Raw genomic sequence first — 22,231 nt, 5'->3', positions numbered from 1 at the left:
ATTTTTTTTACTCATGCAGACTGAACCCAAACCAGGAACACTTTACATTGTTGCTACACCCATTGGCAACCTGGAAGATATGACTTTTCGGGGGGTGCGCATTTTGCAAACAGTAAATTTAATCGCCGCGGAAGACACTCGCCATACTGGGAAACTATTACAGCATTTTCAAATTAAAACCCCTCAAATAAGTTACCATGAACACAATCGCCAAAGCCGTATCCCGGAATTATTAGAGTATATGGCAAATGGCCAGGCCATAGCTCTGGTGAGTGATGCGGGAATGCCTGGTATTTCTGATCCTGGTTATGAACTGGTGATAGCTTGTATTGATGCAGGAATAACAGTCGTGCCAATTCCTGGGGCTAGTGCGGTGATTACCGCTCTCAGCGCAGCTGGGCTACCTACAGATAGATTTGTGTTTGAAGGCTTTCTTCCAGCTAAAGCAGCAAAACGGCGGGAGTATTTAGAGTCTCTGCAGACAGAATCCCGCACCCTAATTTTCTATGAATCTCCCTATCGGTTGCAAGAAACTTTACAAGACTTGGCAACAGTCTGGGGTGGCGATCGCCAGATTGTGCTGGCACGGGAGTTAACTAAATTATACGAAGAATTTTGGCGGGGAACCATTGCCGAAGCTATCGCCCATTACAGCCAGCGTGAACCCCAAGGCGAATATACCCTACTTGTGGCCGGAAATCCCCCCGTCCATCCCCAATTGACAGAGGAACAACTCAAAGCTGAGTTGCTTCAGATCATGACTCAGGGAATATCGCGATCGCAAGCTAGCCGGCAATTAGCAAAAATTACCTCTCTTCCTCGCCGTCAGCTGTATCAACTAGCCCTTTCTCTGGGCAATGATAACGAGCAATAATTGTACCATAGATTTGGTGATTTAACAACTGTATATTCAGTGTAATTACAATTAATGAACTCAAATAGAAATTTAATAAATTGCCCCTAATGCCGACTGTACCTTGGGATGTTTGCCTGAGTTTGAGGCTAAAATTGCAGTGGAAAGTATTGATTATGAGGATGCGGTAAGAATGACCCAAGTCGTTCTAGGAGAAAACGAAGGTATTGATTCAGCTTTGCGTCGGTTTAAACGCCAGGTGTCTAAAGCTGGTATATTAGCTGATGTCAAGTTTCATCGCCACTTTGAAACACCTCTAGAAAAGCGCAAACGTAAGGCGGTATCAGCTAGACGTAAGCGAAGGTTTTAATAAACCTATTTAGGCTTGACCTAACATCAGCAATAGTACATTGCCTTAATTATTACATAAAATTTTTGGATATACCCCACCACATCTCAGAGGTGAGGGTATATTATTTTCACGTAGTTTATGGATAGACTGGGATATTGTGGCTATTACAACGATTCATCGCCTTTTCTACTCCCTGTTTCAGGCTAAATTCTACACACTCAACCACAAACTGAAGCACAAGAGATATCAGTTGACTTTCATCTGCAGAAAACTTGCCTAAAACATGAGAGATTGATTCAGACTTATCGCTATTACTGCCATCATTGGGTTTACCAATGCCGATGCGTAAACGCGGGAAGTTTTGGGTGTTAAGGTGGGAAATTGTACTCTTCATCCCATTGTGTCCCCCGGCCGAACCAGACAACCGTAAACGAGTTTTCCCCAAAGGTAAATCCATATCGTCATAAATCACCAGCACGGACTCAGGAGGTAATTTATACCAACTAGTCACAGCTTGAATGGACTGTCCAGAGCGATTCATATAAGTTAAAGGTTTGAGTAAGCGGACTTTACCCCTACCCGGGGCTATTCCCTCGCCATACTCACCCTGAAACTTGCGATTTTCCCCTAAAGGAATTTGCCAAGCACGAGACAGTGCATCTATAGCAGCAAAGCCAACATTATGGCGTGTTTGGTCGTACTTAGGCTCAGGATTTCCCAACCCGACAATTAGTTGAGGAATCACCAGAGATGGTTTCGTAACACTTTCTGTCATTATGCCTTAAATCAATTTTTTGGCTAGTCCTTCCCTAACTGATTGGGGAGGAACCGGCCGCATCCTGTTCAGATTTAGTGGCTTCGAGTTGCTTGGGTTCGATTTGTGCGGAAGTTTTCACAGCCTGTTCTATTTGTTCAGCTTCCCGTTTAAACTCATTTTGAAACTCACTAGAAGCTTCTTGAAAACCCCGCACTGCTTTACCGAGACTACGACCAATTTCTGGTAACTTCTTGGGGCCAAAAATCAACAAAGCCACTACCATAATCAGACCCATTTCCGGTAGACCGATACCAAATATATTCACGCCCTTTCTCCTATAAATAGACAATGCGGTCAAGTTAGGCCGGGGAGAATCGAAATCAAAACTCCCCTTATGTATATCATGCTGACTTATTTAAGGCTAACGTTTTTGGTATAAAACCAAAAAAAAACCCGGACAAGCCGGGTACAGGTGCGCTGTATTGACTTAGCCGCCCAAAGAGCGCCAATCAACCATTACGTCCTGAATCAACAGAGACTTGTTGTAAACTTGCAAAATAATCAGCAGAAACACGAAAAATAGGAGCATAAAAACACCCATTAAAGGCGTAGTACCCCAACCAGGGGCAACCTTACCGTACTCAGAATTTAAAGGTTTGAGTATATCTCCCAACCTAGTGCGTTGTGCCATAGTTCACCTAAGATTCAGTTACCAAAGCTTTTTTTCATCTTCTGTAATATTCTACTATTACCACGAAGCGCCTGAGTCATAACTTGCCATAGGGAAAATAATTTTAGTGACAGCGAAACAAATGTTAAAATAAACAGTGCCGACTCAGGCCAAATTTAACCATAATAGCACTCATAATTAATCCTTCATTTATGGACACCGCAACAATTGTTAGTATTTCCGTTGGCGCTGCCTTAGTTGCCATCACGGGTTATGCCATTTACATTTCCTTCGGTCCTCCTAGTAAGCAGTTAGCAGACCCCTTTGAAGACCACGAAGACTAGAGTGAGGGAACAGTGCGCAGGCTGTTTACTGTTCACTGTTCACCTCAAAACTGGCAATTTTCCAAGGTTCTATGATTGAGTTTTGCGGCTGGGATGATTTCGCTTCTAACAAATCTACAGCATTTCCCAAACTTAGCCCTAAATGACTCTGTAAACTTAACTGCGCTGTGTCTCCCTGACATTCATAACACCGGAGGATGAATTGCTGGGGGTTGTCCTCAGAGGGCTTGAAGGCCATTAAGATTAAATTGGCTGCAGATAAATTGAGGAAACTCACACTTTCACCAGGTGAGGTTGTAGCATCCTGAGTAGTGGGGGGATTGATAACTACTTGTAAGGGAATATTCAACTCATACCCACGCTGAACTGTGTTGGCTGTTTCCCAACTACCCCCGTGGGGATATAGGGCGTAAGTAAATTCATGTAGTCCTCTGTCTGTTTTTGGGTCAGGCCAGTTGGGACTGCGTAGCAGGGTGAGGCGTAATTGATTGCTTTTACTATCGTAACCATATTTACAGTCATTAAGCAAGCTGACACCATAAATATTTACATAAGTATTTACATTATTTACATTTACCTGAGTTTCCCCAGTTAAATCAGCCCAACGCAAGGCGGGAACTTCCCATTTAGCCTGTTCTGCGGGTGTTTGGGGTTGAGTAGGGCGACGAATGACACCGCAGGGAATTTCATAAGTTGCAAAATCAGCTTCTACATTTACAGGAAAGGCTGCTTTTACCATTACCTGATTTTCTTGCCAATTAACGGTGCTGGCAATTTTTAGCAATGGCGAACCAGCTTGTAAAATATAATCTTGGCAAAATTCCGATTTACCTAATTGACGCACCACCCGGACACGACTTTGTACTAGGCCTTGGTCTAACCATGCTAAAGATTTTAGTTGTGTGGGTGGTAGGGGATGTTGGGTATAATTGGGGTCAATATTCCAAGCATCCCAATATTGTCCGCTATCTTTAAAGGCTTGTAGTTGATTACCCGCACCAGTTAGAATTTCTCGTTGATGGGTTTTATCAAATACACTAGATAAATCTCCCGTGTCGGGATTAATTATCACCCGCAGAAATTCATTTTCTAAAGTCCAGTCTGGGGTGTTGGGGGGTTGGGGGGTTGGGGATGTGGGGGAAAGCCAAAAAATGCGGTAACCTACCGGGGGAATTTCAGGAGCTAGAAACAGCAGTTTTCTGTCTGCTGATATTTGAGAAGTAATTGGCTGTCCTGAAAGGTTGTAGACTTGCCATTGTGGGTGAGATTCAGGTAGTGTGACACAGACAACCTCAGAACGTTGCCAATTGAGAGCATTGAAGATAAATATCGGTTGTGATTCGGGATGGGGGGGAGGGGGTAGAATGGTTTGGGAGGCGATCGCTAATAAAGATTCTTGTAATATCTTTGTTCCTACTGCTTCCACTTGCTGCCATTCTGGGAGTGCATCTTGATAAACTTGGGTAATGGAGGAACCAGGTAAAATATCGTGAAACTGGTTAAATAAAACTTGTTTCCAAGCCTTTTCGATGTCAAGGGGATAGGTCACCCCACAGATCAGGGAGGCTAAACTAGCAAATAATTCCGCTTGATATAAGAGGTTTTCACAGCGTCGATTGTACCGTTTTTGGTCTGCATGGGTAGTGTAGCAACCGCGATGAAATTCTAAATATAGTTCGTCATTCCAGGTAGGTAGGAAATTGCTAGCTTGCTCCTGGATTTGCTGTAAATACTTTTGTGAGGTGGTAAACTCTAAATCTGGGAAAACAGCAGACCTTTGCCAGCGTTGGGCAGTTTCTAGCATATCACGGGTAGGACCGCCGCCATGGTCACCCACCCCGGGAAGCCACAGGGACTGTTTAAAACCGGTTTTGCTTTGCCATTCATAAGCGTATGTTGCCATTTGTACCGGGTCAATGCCTTGACCGATAAGTGCGGACATCATACTAAAGATTTGACTACCATCAGGCGATCGCCACCAAAAAGCGTCATAATCAAATTGGCTAGTATCATTCCAGCGTAACTTTTGAGTTACAAAAAACTCAATACCAGCATTAACTAGAAACTGGGGTAAAGTCGCACAAAAACCAAAAGTATCCGGTAACCAAGCTACCGGGGACAACTTACCAAACTTAGCTTGGATATAACGCTGACCATACAACAGCTGACGTACAATAGACTCACCGGAAATCAAATTTAATTCCGGTTCCACCCACAAACCCCCCACAACCTCCCAGCGTCCAGCTGCTACCTGGGCTTGAATTTGCCTAAACAAATCTGGGCGATGTTCCTCTACCCAAGCATAAAGGGCTGGGGTAGAATGGCAAAAAATCAACTCTGGAAAATCAGCCTGTAACCGCAAAACCGACTCAAAAGTATTTTGCGCCGCTTTCCAAGTGTCACTCACCGGCCAAAGCCATGCTAAATCTAAATGAGCATGACCTAATAAATAGATTTTAGGATTTAAACTGTTGATCAACCCCGATAACCGCTGATAAACTTCCCGTAGCTCCTTGTTGGCGATCTGTGTCCCCCTGGGGTTTGTTACCTCCCGCAACCCCTGCGCCAAATCAACCAAACGTTCCGGCGCAAACTTTGCTAAAAACAGTTGTACCACCGCCAACTCATCAGCCATAAAACCCGGATCTGGATGATCATGATCATTAGACTCATAAATTAGATGCGATCGCACCAAAGCACCATCATCATGTCCCGGACTGACTAAACGTATAGTCACAACAAATTCATCCCCAGCCTTCACCCCTTGACTTAGCAGCACCCTGGGGGAACAATCAAATAAATCTCCCTGTAGCACTAACTCCCCATTCACATAAATCTCAGCCACATCGGCCCACCACACCAAAGCCAAGCGTAAAGACAAACCCGCTACAGAATAACCCTGTAAATTTGCGGTAACTACAAACTTTTGTACCAACCACAGCACCTTTTTACCCCTTGTCCAAGCAATATGGGCTTTAGCATTGAGATTTACAGGGTTCCCATCTGACAGTTTAGATATATCAATTTCAGTAATCTGACAGTCACATTCCCAACCTACCCAACCAGACTGGACATTTACCTGAGAATAAGAGCGCAGTTGCTCAATAGTTGCCAAAATAAATTCAGTGTGAGATTTTGACATGGGCAGGGTCATATTTTCGATAAAATAGGGTTAATTACATATATTATTCTTGGGGGGGAGTCTCTCCACTCAACAAGACTCAAAAAAAGCAAATCACCATTATTATGTCTGGTTCTCTGGGTCGTTATCAAAGTAGACTACTAAATTTTGTCCACCAGCAAACTCGGCGGTTGACACAACAGTGGGATCACACCTTCCGACATTTGCAAGTTGCAAGTAAGTGGAGTCTGGAAATATTGCTTTACCCCCTCTACCAATTATTTCATCCCACAGAATTAGCAAATAAAACTTTAGAGGCTAAATCACCACCCAGACTGAAGTTACAACCGCAAGAGCCTAAATCTGACGCACCCATTGAACGAGTCTTAGCAGCAGTCAGAAGTTTACCTTCTGACTCTGAATCTGCACCTGTGAGATTTTTCCGGTTTTTGCGGTCAAAACTTGGGCGTTATCTCCCTACCCCACCCAGAAAATTTTCTGATGGCGATAGGGTGGCGTTACCTATAAATGAACGTAACATATGGCTAGGGAATGGTAGTAGGAGGATAACCACCCCACCCTATCAGGTGATTCAGGGAATTGCTACACACTTGGTAAGTCGTAATTTGGTACTTGTTACTACTGAGAATAAAATTTTAGATATTCTCACACCCAACCAACAAGCAAAATTAGCCGCCAGGATAATCTTTGAATTAGAAAATTCTCAACCACCTTGGCAGTTACCTGAAAACCAACCACACAGTCAATTAATTAGCAAGATTAAAAAATATATTTTAGCAACAATTACCGGCATAAGTAAAGTAAATATACCAGCTTTGCCGGAAGGTAGACCAAATAATTCATTTCTAACTAATAAATTAATTTCCTGGTTGGATACATCTGTGGCTAAATGGGAAACCAAGGCTTTGTTACCTATACAAAAGCGCAGCCAAGAGATGATTGCAATTGCTCAAACTGAGCTAAAAATATTGATTTATGGCAAACCAGAGGATATAGCAGTCAATGCTGATAGTTTAGAAACTAATAAACTGAATATTAGGGATTTAATTGCAGCTGCAATTAATTACTTTTTTGGGGGAAATAAACATAAAAAACTGGAGAAAGCACCGGAAAAAATCCTGGCAAAATACCCTGATTCAGAAGATTTAGTCGGAGATTCCTGGTTAGATTTCCATGATTTGTTTAGTCATGATCCGACAGTCATATCCCTAAGTGGGTCTGATAGTCAGATCCAGACCAAATCTGCTTGGTTGCAAAGGTCTGTAAAAACCTCTCCAGGGGTTAATTCCCCAGCTACAACTGAGAATAAGTACCATAACCTGGAATTTGCGCCAGACTGGATAGAAGTTCCCGCAACTTTTATGGGCTATGATAAGCACCTTTTAGAGAAACTGCTAGAGTGGCTCGATAAAATTATACTATGGTTAGAAGAAATCATTGTCAAAGTTTTGCAGTGGTTACAAAACTTATGGCGTGGGAAGTGATCTTCTCCTGAACTACCAGAACATATGATTGAGAAAATGACGCAAAATCTTAATTCCTTTTGGTTCTACATAGTCAGTGGGTAACAGACTCAGTAAAGCGTTTTGTAAGGTTTCTAATGCTGAATCTACTTCCTGACGCTTGATTCTGGAAGTTTGAGAAAAGTATAATGGTTCCCCGAAGCGTACAGTTAACTTTTTGCCTAAATACAGGTCGTGTGTACCAATTATTACGACTGGTACTATAGGTACACCAGCCCGCAAAGCATAAATTACTGTTCCTCGCTTCAGAGGATGTAACTGACCCTCTGTGCTTCCTAAGCGTCCTTCGGGAAATACAACCAGTCCGTTACCACGGGATAACAAACCCTGGACAATGCGGTTAATTTTTCGCAGGGTGGGGATATCCTCCCCGGTGGGTACATTGTCCTCAATTGCTTGAGCGAGTTCTAGAAGGTCTTGTCGTTGGTGCTTACTTGCTTCTATGACTGCTATTTCTTCTTTCCAGATACGTTCTAAAGGAATCACACCACCCACGAAGCGCAATATAAAACGCTTCCACCACTTATTATAAAGAGTCCGAGCATCACCCAGAACGTAGTATTGGGGATGGGTGGGGAGTTCCCCGAGCAGTAGTAAGGGGTCGATATGGTGGAGATGGTTCGCTGCGAGGATAGCTGGTTTTTCCGGTATTCTCTCCAGGTTTTCCACCCGTACGCGAAACAAAGTATGGATGAAAGTTCGCAATACCCAACGACGCACCAGGGGATGAATTTTAGTTTCTGGATGTCCTTGACTAATAACTTCCAGACCCTGAAGAACTTCTTTGATTATATCCCGTACAGCGCGATCGCTGGCAGCAGCTACACCTTGTTTTACCCGCTCAATCGTTGCGGGGGTTAAATCAGCTGAGTCTTGCACAAAATACTTGTTAGTAGAAATTTTAATCAAACCTCTTGGAACTCATGAGTTAATCATAATTCTTGATGTTCAAATACAAGTTAACCTCCCGATTTAATTACTATTGATATCAGCGGAAAAATAGACTACTGAGCATTGGGAGTTTTTTACCACTAACACAGGTGTTCCCTTCACTGCTCCATGAGTGAGAGTACAAATTTTATACAGGTTTTCACAATCAAAAATGGCTAAAACTAGCTCTTGACCGGTGAGATATGGAAATGGTAAAGGTCTACCCACCTCAGATTCCATCTTGACACCGTTCTCAACCCAGCTTAACTTCCAAATCCGCTTTTGAGTAATTGGAGCTTGGGCGAATTGAGCAATCTTGTGATAAACATCTTCCGCTCTGGTATGGTCATTAGCAGCGGGAATAAAAAATTTCATGGGTTTTCCTCAGCGTCAGTTAATTTCAGCTACCAAGGTAACCTACTTCCATCCCAAGAGAAAAATTGACCGCTGTCGCCTTCTTCCAGTTGTGAAATCACCTGTAAGAGTTGCTTAACCGTACGTTCTACAGAGAATAACTTGTCTTTGGTGACATTTGTTTGAAATGGACGGGATAGACTTGTATCTGTTGTCCCAGGATGTAAAGTAACTAATAGCGTTTTAGGGGAACTTCTCCCATACTCAATTGCTGCTGTCCGCATAAACATATTCAGTGCGGTTTTAGAAGCACGATAACCATACCAACCACCCAGTTGGTTGTCGCCAATACTAGCTAATTTAGCAGAAATACTCGCAAAAACGCTGGGTTCAGGATGGCGGAATAAGGTTAACAGGTGTTTAGCCAATAGAATAGAACCAATACTATTAACTTGGAAGTAGCGTAGTAAATTTTCTGAATTAATTTGTCTTAAACTTTTTTCAGGTTGTAAGGTGTCGTCGTGTAATATTCCGACACAGTTAATTACTAAGTGTAACTGGTTGACTTCGGCTTTGATGTGTTGGATAACTGCGACAATTTGGGACTCTTGGGTAATATCCATAGATAAACAAGTCAATTTATCAGGATATTGGTTTTGTAAAGTGATTAATTCCCCTGCTGTTTCTCTTTGACGATAGGTTGCATAAATTTTTTTAATTCTACTATCTTCCAATAAATTTTTCACAAAACCCAAACCTATCCCCTGACTAGCACCAACAATTAAGGCATTAGCAGCATTAAGATAATTTCCAAAAGCCATTTATTTCATCTTGATGAATGGAGGATTAACATAATGTATTTTACCCCATTTGTGTTTATCTGTGGTAACTTTCTCAGGATTATCTGGGATTAAATCTGTAGGGTAAAAGGGGGTAATCTACCCACACCATAAGATTTACTTACCAATACAGAATTTACTAAAAATTCTATCCAATACAGATTCTGTAACTTGCTCTCCGGTAATTTCTCCTAATGCTTGAATTGCGCCTCGTAAGTCGATTGTCCAAAAATCTAGGGGTAATTGTGCAGCTATTGTCATTTGTACTTGTTCTAAAGATATTTTAGCTTTAGTTAAAGCTGCGGCTTGTCGTTGGTTGATGGCTAAATCTAAATTAGCAGCTTGTATTTTTCCGGTTTGAACTATCTTTAAAATGGCTGTTTCTAAAGCATCAATTCCTTGATTTTTAGCCGCTGATGTGGTAACAATTTCCTCAACATTATCAGGATATTTACTAGATACAATAGATGTATTTTCTACTAAGTCAATTTTATTAACCACTAAAATCAAGGGACGGTCTTTTACTTGTTGGTAAATTTCCTCATCATTCTCAGTCCATCCCGCAGCAGCATCAATGGTGAATAATACCAAATCAGCAGCACTAGCAGCACGACGCGATCGCTCTACGCCAATTTTTTCTACTTGGTCTACGGTTTCCCTAATTCCAGCTGTATCCAGGACTTGTACAGGTATCCCCCCCACCACTAGCTGGGACTCCACTACATCCCTGGTAGTACCTGGTAAATCAGTGACAATAGCGCGATCGCTCTGACTCCAAGCATTTAATAAGCTGGACTTACCGACATTTGGTCGTCCCACAATCGCCACTTTTAAACCTGTTCGCAGCAGTTCACCTTGATCTTTAGTGGCTAATAATTTACTAATTTCGGCAGCAATTTGATTAATCTGTGATATGATGCCTTTATCATCCAGGGGGGGTAGGTCTTCCTCAAAGTCAATCCGGGCTTCAATTTCTGCGAGAATATCTAAACAGTCAGCGCGTAACTGTCGGATGGGATGAGCCAATTTTCCCTGTAAACCAGCTAAAGCAGTTTGAGCAGCTTGGGGCGATCGCGCTCCCACCAAATCAGCTATACTTTCAGCTTGGGTTAAATCTAGTCGTCCATTTAAAAAAGCCCGGAGAGTAAATTCTCCTGGGTGAGCCAGTCTAGCACCCTGTTCTAAACACAGTTGTAAGACTTGCTGCACTGTAATCATACCACCATGACAATGGAATTCTACCACATCCTCACGAGTATAAGAACGGGGTGCTGCCATGATTAATAATAAAGCTTCATCTACTAATTGTTGGGTCTGGGGATGACGAATATAACCGTAAAGGATGCGGTGACTCTCCCAAACCTGACCCCCAGGAGCGTAAAATAGGGTTTGAGCGATCGCCATTGCTTGGGAACCAGATACCCGTACAATAGTAACGCTACCTTGTTGCGGAACCACAGCCGTAGCGATGGCGGCGATGGTTCCGGTAATAGCTAAGAGTTCCGACATAAGCGCCCTTTTTAGCAAAAAATTGTATTGGGTTTATATATATATATGCTCTTAGAGTAGCAAGAGTTTGAGATCATATATTTTCACTAGAGAGGAATTCACTATGGAACAAAAAATCAATTGTGCCGAAGCCTGCGTTAACGGCTGCGTTTTAGGGGATAATTGCCCCAATATCGAATTTAGAGAAGCCACAAGCAAATTTATTCAAGAAACTTCCCTAGACCAAATGCTGGCGATCGCAGAAGAACGCCTGCGCAAGAAAATCATGGAACCACCTCAATGGGTTTTTCCTGATAGCGATAGCTGAGGGTAAATCATAGATTCCAAAATTAAGCCTGTGGGTAGAGATGTGATTACGTGCGTCTCTACCAATATTTTTACCGTGTTTGAAATATATTTTGTACCATTTTTTTATCTGTGCTGGCTGCAGCTTGATCTAATGCGGTAATTTCGCCAGAGTCTAACCGCCATCCTAAAGCACCAATATTCTCCTGTGCTTGTTCCACACTTTTCGCACCGGGGATGGGAATGGTTCCCTTACAAATACACCAGTTAATTGCTACTTGAGACATAGTTTTATTTCTAGATTTTGCCACTTCCCGCAAACATTCCACCAGCGATCGCACTCCTGGTAATAGTTGTCTGAATAATAAACCCCGGATACCAGGGGGTAAATTCCCAGTTTCTGTATATTTTCCGGTTAATATCCCCAATGCTAAAGGACTATAGGCGATTAATTTTATCCCCAATTGATCACAAACATCTTTGAGACCTAATTCCGTCACCGGATAGGTAGATAGTAGAGAATACTGGACTTGTAAAGTCTTAATGGGAACGCCCCGCGCCGCAAATTTTTGATGTACAAATTGTAAACGTCTGGGTCCATAATTAGATAAGCCCACCCCCTTAACTAATCCTTGTGCGTATAAATCAGCTAAACCATCTAACAAACCTGATTCTTGCCAAGGTGCATAATTAGCTGTAGACCAGTGCATCTGCACTAAATCAACATTTTTACCCAAGCGTTGAGCCGATGACTGACAAGCTTTGACCATTGATTGACTTGTCCATCTCCAAGGATAAGCCGCCAACTTGGTCGCAATGCAGATATGATCTTGATTTGCACCTTGATATTCTTTGGTAAATCGTCCCAGGAGTGACTCACTGCGTCCGTTTAATCTTCCAGTTCCGTAGGAATCACCTGTATCAAACAAAGTTACACCACTGCTCACACACAGGTTAAACACAGCTTGTAACTGTCCATCCATGCTTTGATTATATCCCCAGAGTAGTTGATTACCCCATGCCCAAGTGCCGCAACCCATCAGGGGGAGAGATAGTTTTTCGCTGCTGTGCATATTTACCGTTTCTAAACTTCTATGGCTATCACAATTCATTATGGAGGAGAACACCGAAAAGGCGATCGATTGATTATCCTGTGTTACCTGTGTACTGAGTTTTTTATGGTTTACCCCACCCTACCCTATCAAATAGTAACCCTAGATACGAAAAATATTTATCTAATATCTATCTTTAGATAGATGACATAAGTCTTTTTAATGGCTATAAATATAAGGCCGGCTTCAAAATATATGTATGATAAAAATTTACATATACTAGTAAGCCTACAAGCGAATTTAAGTCAAACAAATTCTTGGAGTAATCCAACTACCGAGGAGCACTCGGAAAGTTAACGCGCTTAGGAGAGAACCACCTCTGGTTTAAGTACCGCAAGGTGTCTAATGTAAGTGCACTCGTTGAACCAAGAATCTCCGGGGATTCAGCCCGGAGAGTGTCAATAAACCGTGATTGATTAGCCTTTAAGGAAATCCTCGTATGAAATTTGGAATTGACATAGGACACAACTGCCCTCCCCGTGATACTGGTGCAGTAGGTATAAAAAGAGAGGATGTCCTAACTAAAGATGTAGGCACTCGCCTGATGCAAAAATTAACTGCATTGGGACACAGTGTGATCAATTGCACTCCTAGCACCGCCACCTCATCACCTGATTCTCTTCGTCAACGAGTTAATAAAGCTAACGCCAATCAAGTAGACATCTTTGTGTCTATACATTTCAACGCGTTTTCCCCTACAAATGCTCCCAGAGGTTCAGAAGTTTTCGCCATTAGCAATGCTTCTCAAGCTATTGCTCGCAGAGTGCTCAATGAAATTGTCAAACTAGGATTTAAGGACAGAGGAGTTAAAAGCAAACCCGCTTTTTTTGTCATCAGGAATACTTCCATGCCGGCGATTCTAGTAGAATGTTGCTTTATTGATTCTAAAGCCGATATGGATCTGTTTGATGCCGAAAAAATGGCCGAAGCGATCAAAGTTGGCTTAGTGGGTAAAGATGCTCCTCCACCTCCCCCAGAGGATACCAGTTTACCTGGTACGTTAATCATTAAACAGCCAACCATCCTCAAACCTTCTACAGATCAATCCTCAGACTTACTCCCAGAAACTTTAGAAAATATTGTTCCGGGGGAATATCCCTTTTTAGATGCTCGTTTGGAAGAAAGACATTATTGGGTGAAATGGCCAGACGACAGTATCAAGGGACGAGATGAACATTTTATCTTTGAAGAACACGCGGAATTAAAAGCCTAAAATTGTCTTATATTTGGGGTAGACAGGGAGCTACCCCAAAAACAGTTTATACGCCAGATTCTGGCTTTCATCCCAATAACGATAACCAAGGGTATCTAAAAATGCTTGCCATTCCTGCATTTCCTGGGGAGGTACTTGCATTCCTACCACAATTCGCCCGTAATCTGCCCCATTGTTACGGTAGTGGAACATACTAATGTTCCAGTTAGGACTCATAGAACCGACAAATTTCATTAAAGCGCCGGGACGTTCGGGAAATTCAAACCGGTAGAGTAATTCATTATGAGCTAGGGGAGAATGTCCACCCACCATGTGGCGCAGGTGTAATTTTGTCAGTTCATCATCGGTTAAGTCAATGGTTTTAAAACCATAAGTTTCAAAGGTTTCTACCATTTTGACTGCATCAGCACGGTTTTGGATTTGTACACCGACAAAAATATGGGCTTCTTTTTCGTCGGCTATGCGATAATTAAATTCAGTCAGATTGCGATCGCCTATACATTGACAAAATTTCCGCAGACTACCCTGTTCTTCGGGAATAGCTACTGCAAAAATAGCCTCACGACGTTCGCCAAATTCGGCGCGTTCCGCCACAAACCGCAGACGGTCAAAGTTCATATTAGCACCGCAAGCTACAGCAATCAAGGTTTTTCCCTGAATTTGTTCTCGTTCCGCGTAGGCTTTAGCAGCGGCGATCGCTAATGCACCCGCCGGCTCTAAAATTGAACGTGTATCCTCAAACACATCTTTAATCGCCGCACAGGTATCATCTGTATCTACTAAAATAACTTCATCTACGTAATTCTGACATAAACGAAAGGTTTCTGCACCCACTTCTCGTACCGCCACCCCGTCAGCAAATAAACCCACCTGGGGTAAACGTACACGATGTCCCGCCTTCAGCGATTGTGACATAGCGTCAGCATCCACAGGTTCAACACCGATGATTTTAATTTCCGGACGCAATCGTTTAACATAAGCTGCAATTCCCGAAATCAAACCACCGCCACCAATAGCCACAAAAATTGCATGGATGGGTTGCTGGTATTGCCGTAAAATCTCCATCCCAATTGTCCCCTGTCCAGCAATCACTTCAGGATCATCAAAGGGATGAATAAAAGTCAATCCTTTTTCTGCCTCCAACTCACGAGCATAAGCGTAGGCATCATCATAGGTATTACCATATAATACCACCTCTCCCCCCCTAGCTTTCACCGCATCTATTTTAACTTGGGGGGTAGTCACCGGCATGACAATAATTGCTCGCGCACCTAACCGACTAGCAGCCAAAGCCACACCCTGAGCATGATTACCCGCAGATGCGGCAATTACACCTTGAGCTAGCCGTTCTGGTGTCAGATTTACCATCTTGTTATAAGCACCCCGCAGCTTAAAAGAAAACACTGACTGCATATCTTCCCGCTTCAGCAAGAGATTATTATTCAGTCGTTTTGAGAGATTAGGGGCATATTCCAGGGGGGTTTCCTGGGCAACATCATACACACGAGCAGTCAGAATTTGTACCAGGTAATCGCAATACATGGGGCTTATAGATGCGGTGATTTCAAGATAGATTCTTAATTTTACCTTTACTTGTGTACCTAGGTGGCAGAAAACTCTGAGGTTTAAATTTAAATTTAAAGCCACAAAAAACACAGCATATGCGATCGACTTTCATCACCTGGGCGGGTAAGATCCCCGACTTCTGAGATAATTGGGATAATCTCATTTAGCTGAAGTCATTAGCCAGGGGTTAAAAACCCCTGGCTGATAGCTAAAGTCCACTGCAAGTGGACTAGTGGGTTATCTAGAATACTCTACCGTCAACCGTCAACCGTCAACAGTTAACAGTCAACCGTCAACCGTCAACAGCCATTAACCGGGGAATAAATTCAGCGTCTGATAGCGAAAGTCCACTAAAAGTAGACTGGTAGGTTATATATAATACTCTAAGCAATCATTGTTAACCCTATTTATAAAGTTATATTTAACACCCAGTCGGATTCATCCGACTTTAGCTATCAGACAGGGGTTTCTAACCCCTGGCTCCCCGTGGTCGTAGCTCTTAAACCCTGACCCCTCAACAGTCAACCGTCAACCGTCAACAATCAACAGTCAACACCCAGTCGGATTTATCCGACTTTAGCTATTAGACAGGGGTTTCTAACCCCTGGCTCCCCGTGGTCGTAGCTCTTAAACCCCGACCCCTCAACAGTCAACCGTGAACAGTCAACCGTCAACCGTCAACAGCCAGTCGGATTTATCCGACTTTAGCTTTTAGACAGGGGTTTTTAACCCCTGGCTCCCCGTGGTCGTAGCTCTTAAACCCTGACCCCTCAACAGTCAACCGTCAACCGTCAACCGTCAACCGTCAACCGTCAACCGTCAACAGTTACTTATTTACCCCAGCAACTCAGAGATAAAAGCATTAATTTCGGCTCCTGTGTTTCTCGGTCCTGTGAGTTCACTGGTAAATAGATTAAAGGTAGTTTGCAGAATGGCATTGACATTAGAGTTATTCTTCAGTAACAACCCTTGGTTAATTAAGAAAATATCCCCCCCTGTGACTTGACCATTACTATCAACGTCAAAGGCTAATCTGTTCACCCCATTAGTAATCGCATTCCTCAAAGCAGCACCGGTAGTATTTGTGGCTCCCACGGTTTCAGTGCTAAACAGATTAAAAGAACTTTGTAAAATCGCATCCACATTCGGATTATTCCGTAACAGCAGATATTGGCTAATGAACAATAAATCAGCACCTGTTACCCTACCGTTACCATCAATATCGGCGGCCAGTCCACTGACTGTGACCGAAGGTACTCCTAATACATCCACACCAGGGTTACCACTGTTAGCAGCAAAGTTAACTCTACTTTCCCCATCAAAACCAGATGTGGTGGTAAAGGGAATATTCACAAAGACGCTATCACTGTTAGTAGACTCAAGAGGGCTAATAGTCAGAATCAATTCCTTATCAGTGTTAGGGTCATTATCAGCATCTGCTGTGTCATCAATGATGGTTTTGCTAACTATAGTCCCCACAGAACTAGACAGATTAACATCCCCAGTGTTAATATTCAGTTCAGAATTATCAAAGTAAATTGAAAATCCTGCAAAAGATATCTGAGAATCGTTAAAGTTATCAATACGATAGTTTAAGGTGATATCTCCCCTTCCTGGTGTAACCTTGTTGCTTTCAGGGTTAATCACCAGTTGAGGGGGATTTGTTAAATCATCATCGAGAATTGTCCCCGCAGCAGTAGCAGTGGTAATAGTGGCGTTACTGGGGTTGGATAGGGTAACAGTAAAGGTTTCATTTGGTTCTGCTACGGTATCACCACTGACATTGACTGTAATTTCTTGAGATGTTTCCCCTGCAGCAAAGGTGACAGTACCCGTGGGAAGATTTCCCCCAAAGTCGGCGGCGTTCGCGGGGTTGAATTCTGTACCTGTTACCGCCCAGTTAACTGTGCTGATACCTGTGGTATTTCCTGTGCGGGTAACTGTGAAGGTCAAGGGGGTAGTTCCGGTGTTACCTTCTAACCTGATGGCGTTGGTGGGGGCGATGTCTAGGCTCGCATCATCATTGAGAATTGTCCCCGTAGCAGTACCTGTGGTAATAGTGGCGTTACTGGGGTTAGATAGGGTAACGGTAAAGGTTTCGTCTGGTTCTACTACCCTATCACCACTGACATTGACTGTAATTACTTGAGATGTTTCCCCTGCTGCAAAGGTGACTCTACCTGTGGGGAGGGTTCCCCCAAAGTCGGCGGCGTTGGCGGGGTTGGTTCCTGTACCTGTTACAGCCCAGTTAGCACTACTTGTACCTGTATTTCCTGTGCGGGTAACTGTGAAGGTGAAGGGTGTAGTACCTGTGTTCCCTTCTGATTGTATGGCGTTGGTAGGGGCTATGGATAAAGTAGGGTTAATTTCCTCATCTATCAGCTTAGTGATAAAAGCATCACCATTCCCACTATGAGTTTGGCCATTTAGGTCGCCAAAGGTAGAACCAGCAATAAAGATAGAGCCATTCACCCCCGTGGTCACGGCACTGGCAGATTCATTACTACTAGTTCCCAATAGCTTTGTCCACTCCTTAGTACCATCGGGTTTATACTTAGTGATAAAGGCATCCACACCCCCATTGTTAGGTTGCCCACTTAGGTCGCCACTAGTATAGCCAGAAATATAGATAGAACCATCAGCCCCCGTTCTTAGGGCATTGGCCTCATCCGAAGTGCCAGTCCCCAACAGCCTTGTCCATTCCTTAGTGCCATCGGGGTTGTACTTAGCGATAAAGGCATCCCTACCCCCACTATTAATTTGCCCATCTAGGTTGCGATTGGTATAACCAGCTACATAGATAGAGCCATCAAGTCCTGTGGTCAGGGCATTGGCCTCATCCGAAGTGCCAGTCCCCAACAGCCTTGTCCATTCCTTAGTGCCATCGGGGTTGTACTTAGTGATAAAGGCATCCCTACCCCCACTATTAGTTTGCCCATCTAGGTTGAGACTGGTATAACCAGCTACATAGATAGAGCCATCCACCCCTGTGGTTAGGGCATGGGCTTCGTCGAAAAAAACAGTTCCCAAAAGCCTTGTCCATGCCTTAGTGCCATCAGGGTTGTACTTAGTAATAAAGGCATCCCCATCCCCATTGTTACCTTGCCCATCTAGATTGCCACTGGTAGAACCAGCAACGAAGATAGAGCCATCCACCCCTGTGGTTAGGGCATTGGCTATGTCCTGGCTAGGACTTCCCAAGAGCCTTGTCCATGCCTTAGTGCCATCGGGGTTGTACTTAGTGATAAAGGCATCCTGATTACCACTGTTAGTCCGCCCATCTAGGTTGCCATTGGTATAACCAGCAACGTAGATAGAGCCGTCCACCCCTGTGGTTAGGGCATTGGCTTCGTCCCTGCTACTAGTTCCCAATAGCTTTGTCCATGACCTAGTGCCATCGGGTTGGTACTTAGTGATAAAGGCATCCCCAGCCCCACTATTGGTTTGCCCATCTAGGTTACCTTCGGTATAACCAGCAACATAGATAGAGCCATCCACCCCTGTGGTTAGGGCATGGGCTATGTCCCCGCTGGTAGTTCCCAATAGCTTTGTCCATTCAATAATCATAAATTTCTCCTCACTTAATACCTGCAAAAACCTTACCTTTAGGCGATGATCGCCGTTGAAAACCAAAAAACTGAGATTTTAACTTAAAATACGTAACTCGTTAAGTATGTGTTTTTTTTTACATTAAACATCAAATTATCAGATTTAAATAAGTTTGTCATCCATCTAAAGATAGATTTTTGAGGAAGCCATGGCATAAATTAAGAGTCTGATAGCTAAAGTCATTAGCCAGGGGTTAAAAACCCCTGTCTGATAGCTAAAGTCCACTGAAAGTGGACTAGTGGGTTATCTAGAATACTCTACCGTCAACAGTCAACAGTCAACCGTCAACCGTCAACAGTCAACCGTCAACAGTTAACAATCATAGGAGTTATAATCAAATCAAGCTATACCTAAACTTTTATGACTAAATGGTTTAACACTGCTGGCCCTTGTAAGCCAAATATCCACTATACCTTACCCACCAGTCAGCGGTTACCAGAGTTAAAACGCCTGATTGAGCAAGAGAATTACTTTGTCATCCATGCACCCAGACAAACCGGTAAAACCACTGCCATGCTCACCCTAGCACAGGAATTAACAGCCAGTGGTAAGTACACCGCCGTCATGGTATCAGCAGAAGTAGGCTCGCCCTTTCCCAATCAGCCAGAAATAGCAGAACAGGCAATTTTAGGTGCTTGGCGAGAGGCGGCAAGATTTTGGCTACCCAAGGAGCTAGAACCACCGGTGTGGCCGAATGCACTACCAGGACAACGGATAAATACTGCTTTAACTGCCTGGGTGGAAACTTCTGTGCGCCCGTTGGTGGTGTTTATTGATGAAATTGACTCCCTGCAAAATCAAACTTTAATTACTGTCTTAAGGCAATTAAGGGATGGTTTTCCCCGTCGCCCCCAAGGTTTCCCCCAATGTGTAGCCTTAATCGGGATGCGGGATGTACGTGATTATAAGGTAGCCTCTGGCGGTAGTGATAGGTTAAATACCTCTAGCCCCTTTAATATCAAGGTGCGCTCTCTGACTTTAAGTAATTTCACCTTAGAAGAGGTAAAAAGTCTGTATGAACAACACACCGCAGCCACAGGACAAATCTTTACCCACCAAGCCATTAACCACGCCTATGATTTAACTCAAGGTCAACCTTGGTTAGTCAATGCTTTAGCTAAGGAAGTCACAGAGTATTTAGCAGAAGATGTGAATATTCCCATCACAGTAGATTTAATCAATCAAGCTAAAGATATCTTAATTCAAAGGCAAGACACCCATCTAGATAGTTTAGCAGAGCGACTGCGAGAAGATAGAGTTAAGGCGATTATTCAACCCATGTTAGCTGGGGAAGAATTACCAGATGTACCTAATGATGATATTCGTTTTCTCCTAGATTTAGGATTGTGTCGCTATCATCCCATCAGAGGTTTAGAAATTGCCAACCCCATATATAGAGAAGTTTTACCTAAAGTTTTAGCCTATACCCCCATTATGTCCTTAGGGGTGATTGAACCTGAATGGTTGAGTACCAGTGGTGAATTAATCCCAGAAAAATTATTAGACTTATTCTTAGACTTTTGGCGACAACATGGAGAGCCATTATTTAAAAGTACTCCCTACCCAGAAATAGCCCCCCACTTAGTATTAATGGCATTTTTACACCGGGTTGTTAATGGTGGTGGTAGCTTAGAGCGGGAATACGCCATTGGCTCTGGGAGGATGGATATATGTTTAAGGTATGGGGATGTGGTCTTAGGGATGGAATTAAAGGTATGGAAACAGGGTAAAGCCGACCCCTTACCCAAAGGATTGATACAATTAGATAAATATTTATCAGGACTCAATTTAGATACGGGATGGTTAATCATATTTGACCGTCGCCCTAACTTACCCCCCATTAGCGATCGCACCTCCACCGAAATAACCCTGAGTCCCCAGGGGAGAAATATTACAGTCATTCGGGGGTAGGTATTTTTGGATTTGTTGACTGTTGACTGTTGACCGGGAAGAGGTATGACCATCAACAGTCAACCACCCAGAAAAGATAGCGATAGCGAAGCGCTGCTGCAAGCAGATCGCGGGTGAGTAAGATCCCCGACTTCTTAGATAATTAGAGATTGTCTGGGATAATTTAGTTTCAGAAGTCGGGGATCTGTGGAGGGGGGTAAGATCCCCGACTTCTTAGATAATTAAAGATAATCTCATATAACTTGCCCAGAAGTCGGGGATCTGTGTGACAAGCAAGATCATGTATTTGATTATCTTGAGGGGATAGCCTAGTCATCTATTCCAGTCGGATTTATCCGACTTTAGCTATCAGACAGGGGTTTCTAACCCCTGTCTCCCGATTGTCGGATCTCTTAAACCCTGGTCAACAGTCAACAGTCAACAGTCAACAGTCAACTGTTTTCCTCTGGAGCAAACAATTCCATCAAAGCAACCGTACCCACAAAAAACGTATAAATCCCATATTTGATAGGTGTTTCTTGTTTTCTCCCGGCATAAAAACCCCCAATCACCGCCTCAATTAAATGGGCGGTAATGGCAAAACGTTCCAGCCAAAAAATAAAATTCAGGCTGCTGGGTGTAACTGTATAAATATTCCACAATTCCCAGCCAATGGCAGCGGAGATAAAAATTGTCGATATCACTTTGATGATCGTAACAACAGTTTTAAAGATATTCATTGGCTGAGAATACATCTACTTAAAACATTATGCGACAGACTGCCAAAGATGCCAACATTCCTGCTGCATCAGCACACAGCGCCGCCGGAAGTGTATAACTGGTGCGAACAATGCCAATACTACCAAAATACACTGCCATAACATAAAAGGTAGTTTCCGTGGAACCTTGCATAGTAGAAACCAGAAAGGACAGAAAACCATCCGGGTCATTTTTGACAATTTCCGACATCAACCCAAAGGAACCACTACCGGAAAGAGGGCGAATTAATGCCATGGGTAAAGCTTCAGGGGGAAGGGTGATGAGTGAGGTAAGGGGAGAAACTATGGCTGTGAGGATATCCAGAGCGCCACTAGCACGAAACATCCCAATAGCTACAAAAATCGCCACTAAAAACGGAATAATATTAAACTAAGCCGGTCAGTCACCCAACCGACTCGTCTACAAAACCGTACGTGAGACTTTCACCTCATACGGCTCCTCAGTGATATGGTTCTTGTCATGAATACCTGTAAGACTTCCATCTCTGGCTGTCTTCTTGTCGT

At 43.3% G+C, this 22,231-nt stretch carries 21 protein-coding genes; 8 read left to right on the top strand and 13 right to left on the bottom strand.

The window, feature by feature from the left end; all coding sequences use genetic code 11:
* Positions 1-13: 13 nt before the first annotated feature.
* Positions 14-874 carry a 16S rRNA (cytidine(1402)-2'-O)-methyltransferase gene (gene rsmI, locus NWP21_RS13965; protein ID WP_280793149.1) on the top strand — a complete coding sequence of 287 codons (861 nt, stop codon included), beginning with the start codon at positions 14-16 and terminating at the stop codon, positions 872-874.
* A 172-nt stretch (positions 875-1,046) separates the two neighbouring features.
* The gene (gene rpsU / locus NWP21_RS13960) at positions 1,047-1,223 is read left to right on the top strand and encodes a 30S ribosomal protein S21 (protein ID WP_200990068.1); all 177 of its coding nucleotides are present in this window, start codon (positions 1,047-1,049) and stop codon (positions 1,221-1,223) included.
* Between the two features lie 118 nt (positions 1,224-1,341).
* On the opposite strand, the gene pth is transcribed toward rpsU, so the two are convergent.
* The 3 genes from pth to psbH all read right to left on the bottom strand — a co-directional run bounded on the left by pth (position 1,342) and on the right by psbH (position 2,653).
* Positions 1,342-1,980: an aminoacyl-tRNA hydrolase gene (gene pth, locus NWP21_RS13955; RefSeq protein WP_271763832.1), complete on the bottom strand. Its 639-nt coding sequence runs from the start codon at positions 1,978-1,980 to the stop codon at positions 1,342-1,344.
* 34 nt (positions 1,981-2,014) lie between these two features.
* Positions 2,015-2,287 (bottom strand): TatA/E family twin arginine-targeting protein translocase, encoded by a 273-nt coding sequence (locus NWP21_RS13950; RefSeq protein WP_271732655.1) that lies wholly within the window; start codon positions 2,285-2,287, stop codon positions 2,015-2,017.
* Positions 2,288-2,449: 162 nt separating this feature from the next.
* Entirely contained in the window at positions 2,450-2,653 is a 204-nt protein-coding gene (psbH, locus tag NWP21_RS13945; RefSeq protein ID WP_200988973.1) for a photosystem II reaction center protein PsbH, read from the bottom strand.
* Positions 2,654-2,844: 191 nt separating this feature from the next.
* Between psbH and psbN the strand changes: the two genes are divergently transcribed.
* A complete protein-coding gene (gene psbN, locus NWP21_RS13940; protein WP_200988972.1) occupies positions 2,845-2,976 on the top strand; it encodes a photosystem II reaction center protein PsbN in 132 nt (43 codons plus the stop codon).
* Between the two features lie 25 nt (positions 2,977-3,001).
* On the opposite strand, the gene NWP21_RS13935 is transcribed toward psbN, so the two are convergent.
* Complete coding sequence (locus NWP21_RS13935; RefSeq protein ID WP_280793148.1) at positions 3,002-6,130, bottom strand: alpha-mannosidase; 3,129 nt, start codon at positions 6,128-6,130, stop codon at positions 3,002-3,004.
* A gap of 92 nt (positions 6,131-6,222) precedes the next feature.
* Here NWP21_RS13935 and NWP21_RS13930 point away from each other — a divergent pair, with 92 nt between their 5' ends.
* Complete coding sequence (locus tag NWP21_RS13930) at positions 6,223-7,602, top strand: hypothetical protein (protein WP_280793147.1); 1,380 nt, start codon at positions 6,223-6,225, stop codon at positions 7,600-7,602.
* A gap of 12 nt (positions 7,603-7,614) precedes the next feature.
* Here NWP21_RS13930 and NWP21_RS13925 read toward each other — a convergent pair whose 3' ends face one another.
* From NWP21_RS13925 to mnmE, 4 genes are all read right to left on the bottom strand, one after another.
* Entirely contained in the window at positions 7,615-8,520 is a 906-nt protein-coding gene (locus NWP21_RS13925) for a 1-acyl-sn-glycerol-3-phosphate acyltransferase (protein ID WP_280793146.1), read from the bottom strand.
* Between the two features lie 93 nt (positions 8,521-8,613).
* The gene (locus NWP21_RS13920) at positions 8,614-8,946 is read right to left on the bottom strand and encodes a hypothetical protein (RefSeq protein WP_280793145.1); all 333 of its coding nucleotides are present in this window, start codon (positions 8,944-8,946) and stop codon (positions 8,614-8,616) included.
* 29 nt (positions 8,947-8,975) lie between these two features.
* The gene (locus NWP21_RS13915; protein WP_280793144.1) at positions 8,976-9,746 is read right to left on the bottom strand and encodes an SDR family NAD(P)-dependent oxidoreductase; all 771 of its coding nucleotides are present in this window, start codon (positions 9,744-9,746) and stop codon (positions 8,976-8,978) included.
* 135 nt (positions 9,747-9,881) lie between these two features.
* Positions 9,882-11,273: a tRNA uridine-5-carboxymethylaminomethyl(34) synthesis GTPase MnmE gene (mnmE, locus tag NWP21_RS13910; RefSeq protein WP_271732647.1), complete on the bottom strand. Its 1,392-nt coding sequence runs from the start codon at positions 11,271-11,273 to the stop codon at positions 9,882-9,884.
* A gap of 103 nt (positions 11,274-11,376) precedes the next feature.
* Here mnmE and NWP21_RS13905 point away from each other — a divergent pair, with 103 nt between their 5' ends.
* Positions 11,377-11,580 carry a hypothetical protein gene (locus NWP21_RS13905; protein ID WP_200988967.1) on the top strand — a complete coding sequence of 68 codons (204 nt, stop codon included), beginning with the start codon at positions 11,377-11,379 and terminating at the stop codon, positions 11,578-11,580.
* Positions 11,581-11,650: 70 nt separating this feature from the next.
* On the opposite strand, the gene NWP21_RS13900 is transcribed toward NWP21_RS13905, so the two are convergent.
* A complete protein-coding gene (locus tag NWP21_RS13900) occupies positions 11,651-12,631 on the bottom strand; it encodes an aldo/keto reductase (RefSeq protein WP_280793143.1) in 981 nt (326 codons plus the stop codon).
* Between the two features lie 21 nt (positions 12,632-12,652).
* On the opposite strand from NWP21_RS13900, the gene NWP21_RS13895 reads away from it, so the two are divergent.
* Positions 12,653-12,814, top strand: a complete 162-nt coding sequence (locus NWP21_RS13895) for a hypothetical protein (RefSeq protein ID WP_280793142.1) — start codon at positions 12,653-12,655, stop codon at positions 12,812-12,814.
* A gap of 295 nt (positions 12,815-13,109) precedes the next feature.
* Positions 13,110-13,883 carry an N-acetylmuramoyl-L-alanine amidase gene (locus NWP21_RS13890; RefSeq protein ID WP_280793141.1) on the top strand — a complete coding sequence of 258 codons (774 nt, stop codon included), beginning with the start codon at positions 13,110-13,112 and terminating at the stop codon, positions 13,881-13,883.
* Between the two features lie 30 nt (positions 13,884-13,913).
* On the opposite strand, the gene ilvA is transcribed toward NWP21_RS13890, so the two are convergent.
* Positions 13,914-15,425, bottom strand: coding sequence for a threonine ammonia-lyase, biosynthetic (gene ilvA / locus NWP21_RS13885; RefSeq protein ID WP_280793140.1), 1,512 nt, complete (start codon positions 15,423-15,425; stop codon positions 13,914-13,916).
* 858 nt (positions 15,426-16,283) lie between these two features.
* A complete protein-coding gene (locus NWP21_RS13880) occupies positions 16,284-19,016 on the bottom strand; it encodes an SBBP repeat-containing protein (protein ID WP_280793139.1) in 2,733 nt (910 codons plus the stop codon).
* Between the two features lie 402 nt (positions 19,017-19,418).
* On the opposite strand from NWP21_RS13880, the gene NWP21_RS13875 reads away from it, so the two are divergent.
* A complete protein-coding gene (locus NWP21_RS13875; RefSeq protein ID WP_280793138.1) occupies positions 19,419-20,969 on the top strand; it encodes an ATP-binding protein in 1,551 nt (516 codons plus the stop codon).
* Positions 20,970-21,400: 431 nt separating this feature from the next.
* Here the strand turns inward: NWP21_RS13875 and NWP21_RS13870 are convergent, their stop codons facing one another.
* A complete protein-coding gene (locus NWP21_RS13870) occupies positions 21,401-21,688 on the bottom strand; it encodes a hypothetical protein (protein WP_280793137.1) in 288 nt (95 codons plus the stop codon).
* Positions 21,689-21,707: 19 nt separating this feature from the next.
* Positions 21,708-22,088: a nucleoside recognition domain-containing protein gene (locus NWP21_RS13865; protein ID WP_348519781.1), complete on the bottom strand. Its 381-nt coding sequence runs from the start codon at positions 22,086-22,088 to the stop codon at positions 21,708-21,710.
* Positions 22,089-22,231 lie beyond the last annotated feature (143 nt).

Origin of the sequence: Anabaenopsis sp. FSS-46 (assembly GCF_029891665.1) — a bacterium.
In the GTDB taxonomy this organism is placed as follows: Bacteria; Cyanobacteriota; Cyanobacteriia; order Cyanobacteriales; family Nostocaceae; genus Anabaenopsis; species Anabaenopsis arnoldii.
The sequence above is the reverse complement of the archived record's forward strand: the minus strand, read 5'-3'. Positions and strand labels throughout refer to the sequence as shown.

Excerpts from the sequence above, each read along its gene's own strand:
- NWP21_RS13930 (WP_280793147.1), top strand. The coding sequence starts at position 6,223 with ATGTCTGGTTCTCTGGGTCGTTATCAAAGTAGACTACTAAATTTTGTC.
- NWP21_RS13875 (WP_280793138.1), top strand. The coding sequence starts at position 19,419 with ATGACTAAATGGTTTAACACTGCTGGCCCTTGTAAGCCAAATATCCAC.
- NWP21_RS13880 (WP_280793139.1), bottom strand. The coding sequence starts at position 19,016 with ATGATTATTGAATGGACAAAGCTATTGGGAACTACCAGCGGGGACATA.
- NWP21_RS13915 (WP_280793144.1), bottom strand. The coding sequence starts at position 9,746 with ATGGCTTTTGGAAATTATCTTAATGCTGCTAATGCCTTAATTGTTGGT.
- mnmE (WP_271732647.1), bottom strand. The coding sequence starts at position 11,273 with ATGTCGGAACTCTTAGCTATTACCGGAACCATCGCCGCCATCGCTACG.
- NWP21_RS13935 (WP_280793148.1), bottom strand. The coding sequence starts at position 6,130 with ATGACCCTGCCCATGTCAAAATCTCACACTGAATTTATTTTGGCAACT.
- psbN (WP_200988972.1), top strand. The coding sequence starts at position 2,845 with ATGGACACCGCAACAATTGTTAGTATTTCCGTTGGCGCTGCCTTAGTT.
- NWP21_RS13920 (WP_280793145.1), bottom strand. The coding sequence starts at position 8,946 with ATGAAATTTTTTATTCCCGCTGCTAATGACCATACCAGAGCGGAAGAT.
- ilvA (WP_280793140.1), bottom strand. The coding sequence starts at position 15,425 with ATGTATTGCGATTACCTGGTACAAATTCTGACTGCTCGTGTGTATGAT.
- NWP21_RS13900 (WP_280793143.1), bottom strand. The coding sequence starts at position 12,631 with ATGCACAGCAGCGAAAAACTATCTCTCCCCCTGATGGGTTGCGGCACT.
- NWP21_RS13895 (WP_280793142.1), top strand. The coding sequence starts at position 12,653 with ATGGCTATCACAATTCATTATGGAGGAGAACACCGAAAAGGCGATCGA.
- rsmI (WP_280793149.1), top strand. The coding sequence starts at position 14 with ATGCAGACTGAACCCAAACCAGGAACACTTTACATTGTTGCTACACCC.
- NWP21_RS13890 (WP_280793141.1), top strand. The coding sequence starts at position 13,110 with ATGAAATTTGGAATTGACATAGGACACAACTGCCCTCCCCGTGATACT.
- NWP21_RS13905 (WP_200988967.1), top strand. The coding sequence starts at position 11,377 with ATGGAACAAAAAATCAATTGTGCCGAAGCCTGCGTTAACGGCTGCGTT.
- psbH (WP_200988973.1), bottom strand. The coding sequence starts at position 2,653 with ATGGCACAACGCACTAGGTTGGGAGATATACTCAAACCTTTAAATTCT.
- pth (WP_271763832.1), bottom strand. The coding sequence starts at position 1,980 with ATGACAGAAAGTGTTACGAAACCATCTCTGGTGATTCCTCAACTAATT.
- NWP21_RS13870 (WP_280793137.1), bottom strand. The coding sequence starts at position 21,688 with ATGAATATCTTTAAAACTGTTGTTACGATCATCAAAGTGATATCGACA.
- rpsU (WP_200990068.1), top strand. The coding sequence starts at position 1,047 with ATGACCCAAGTCGTTCTAGGAGAAAACGAAGGTATTGATTCAGCTTTG.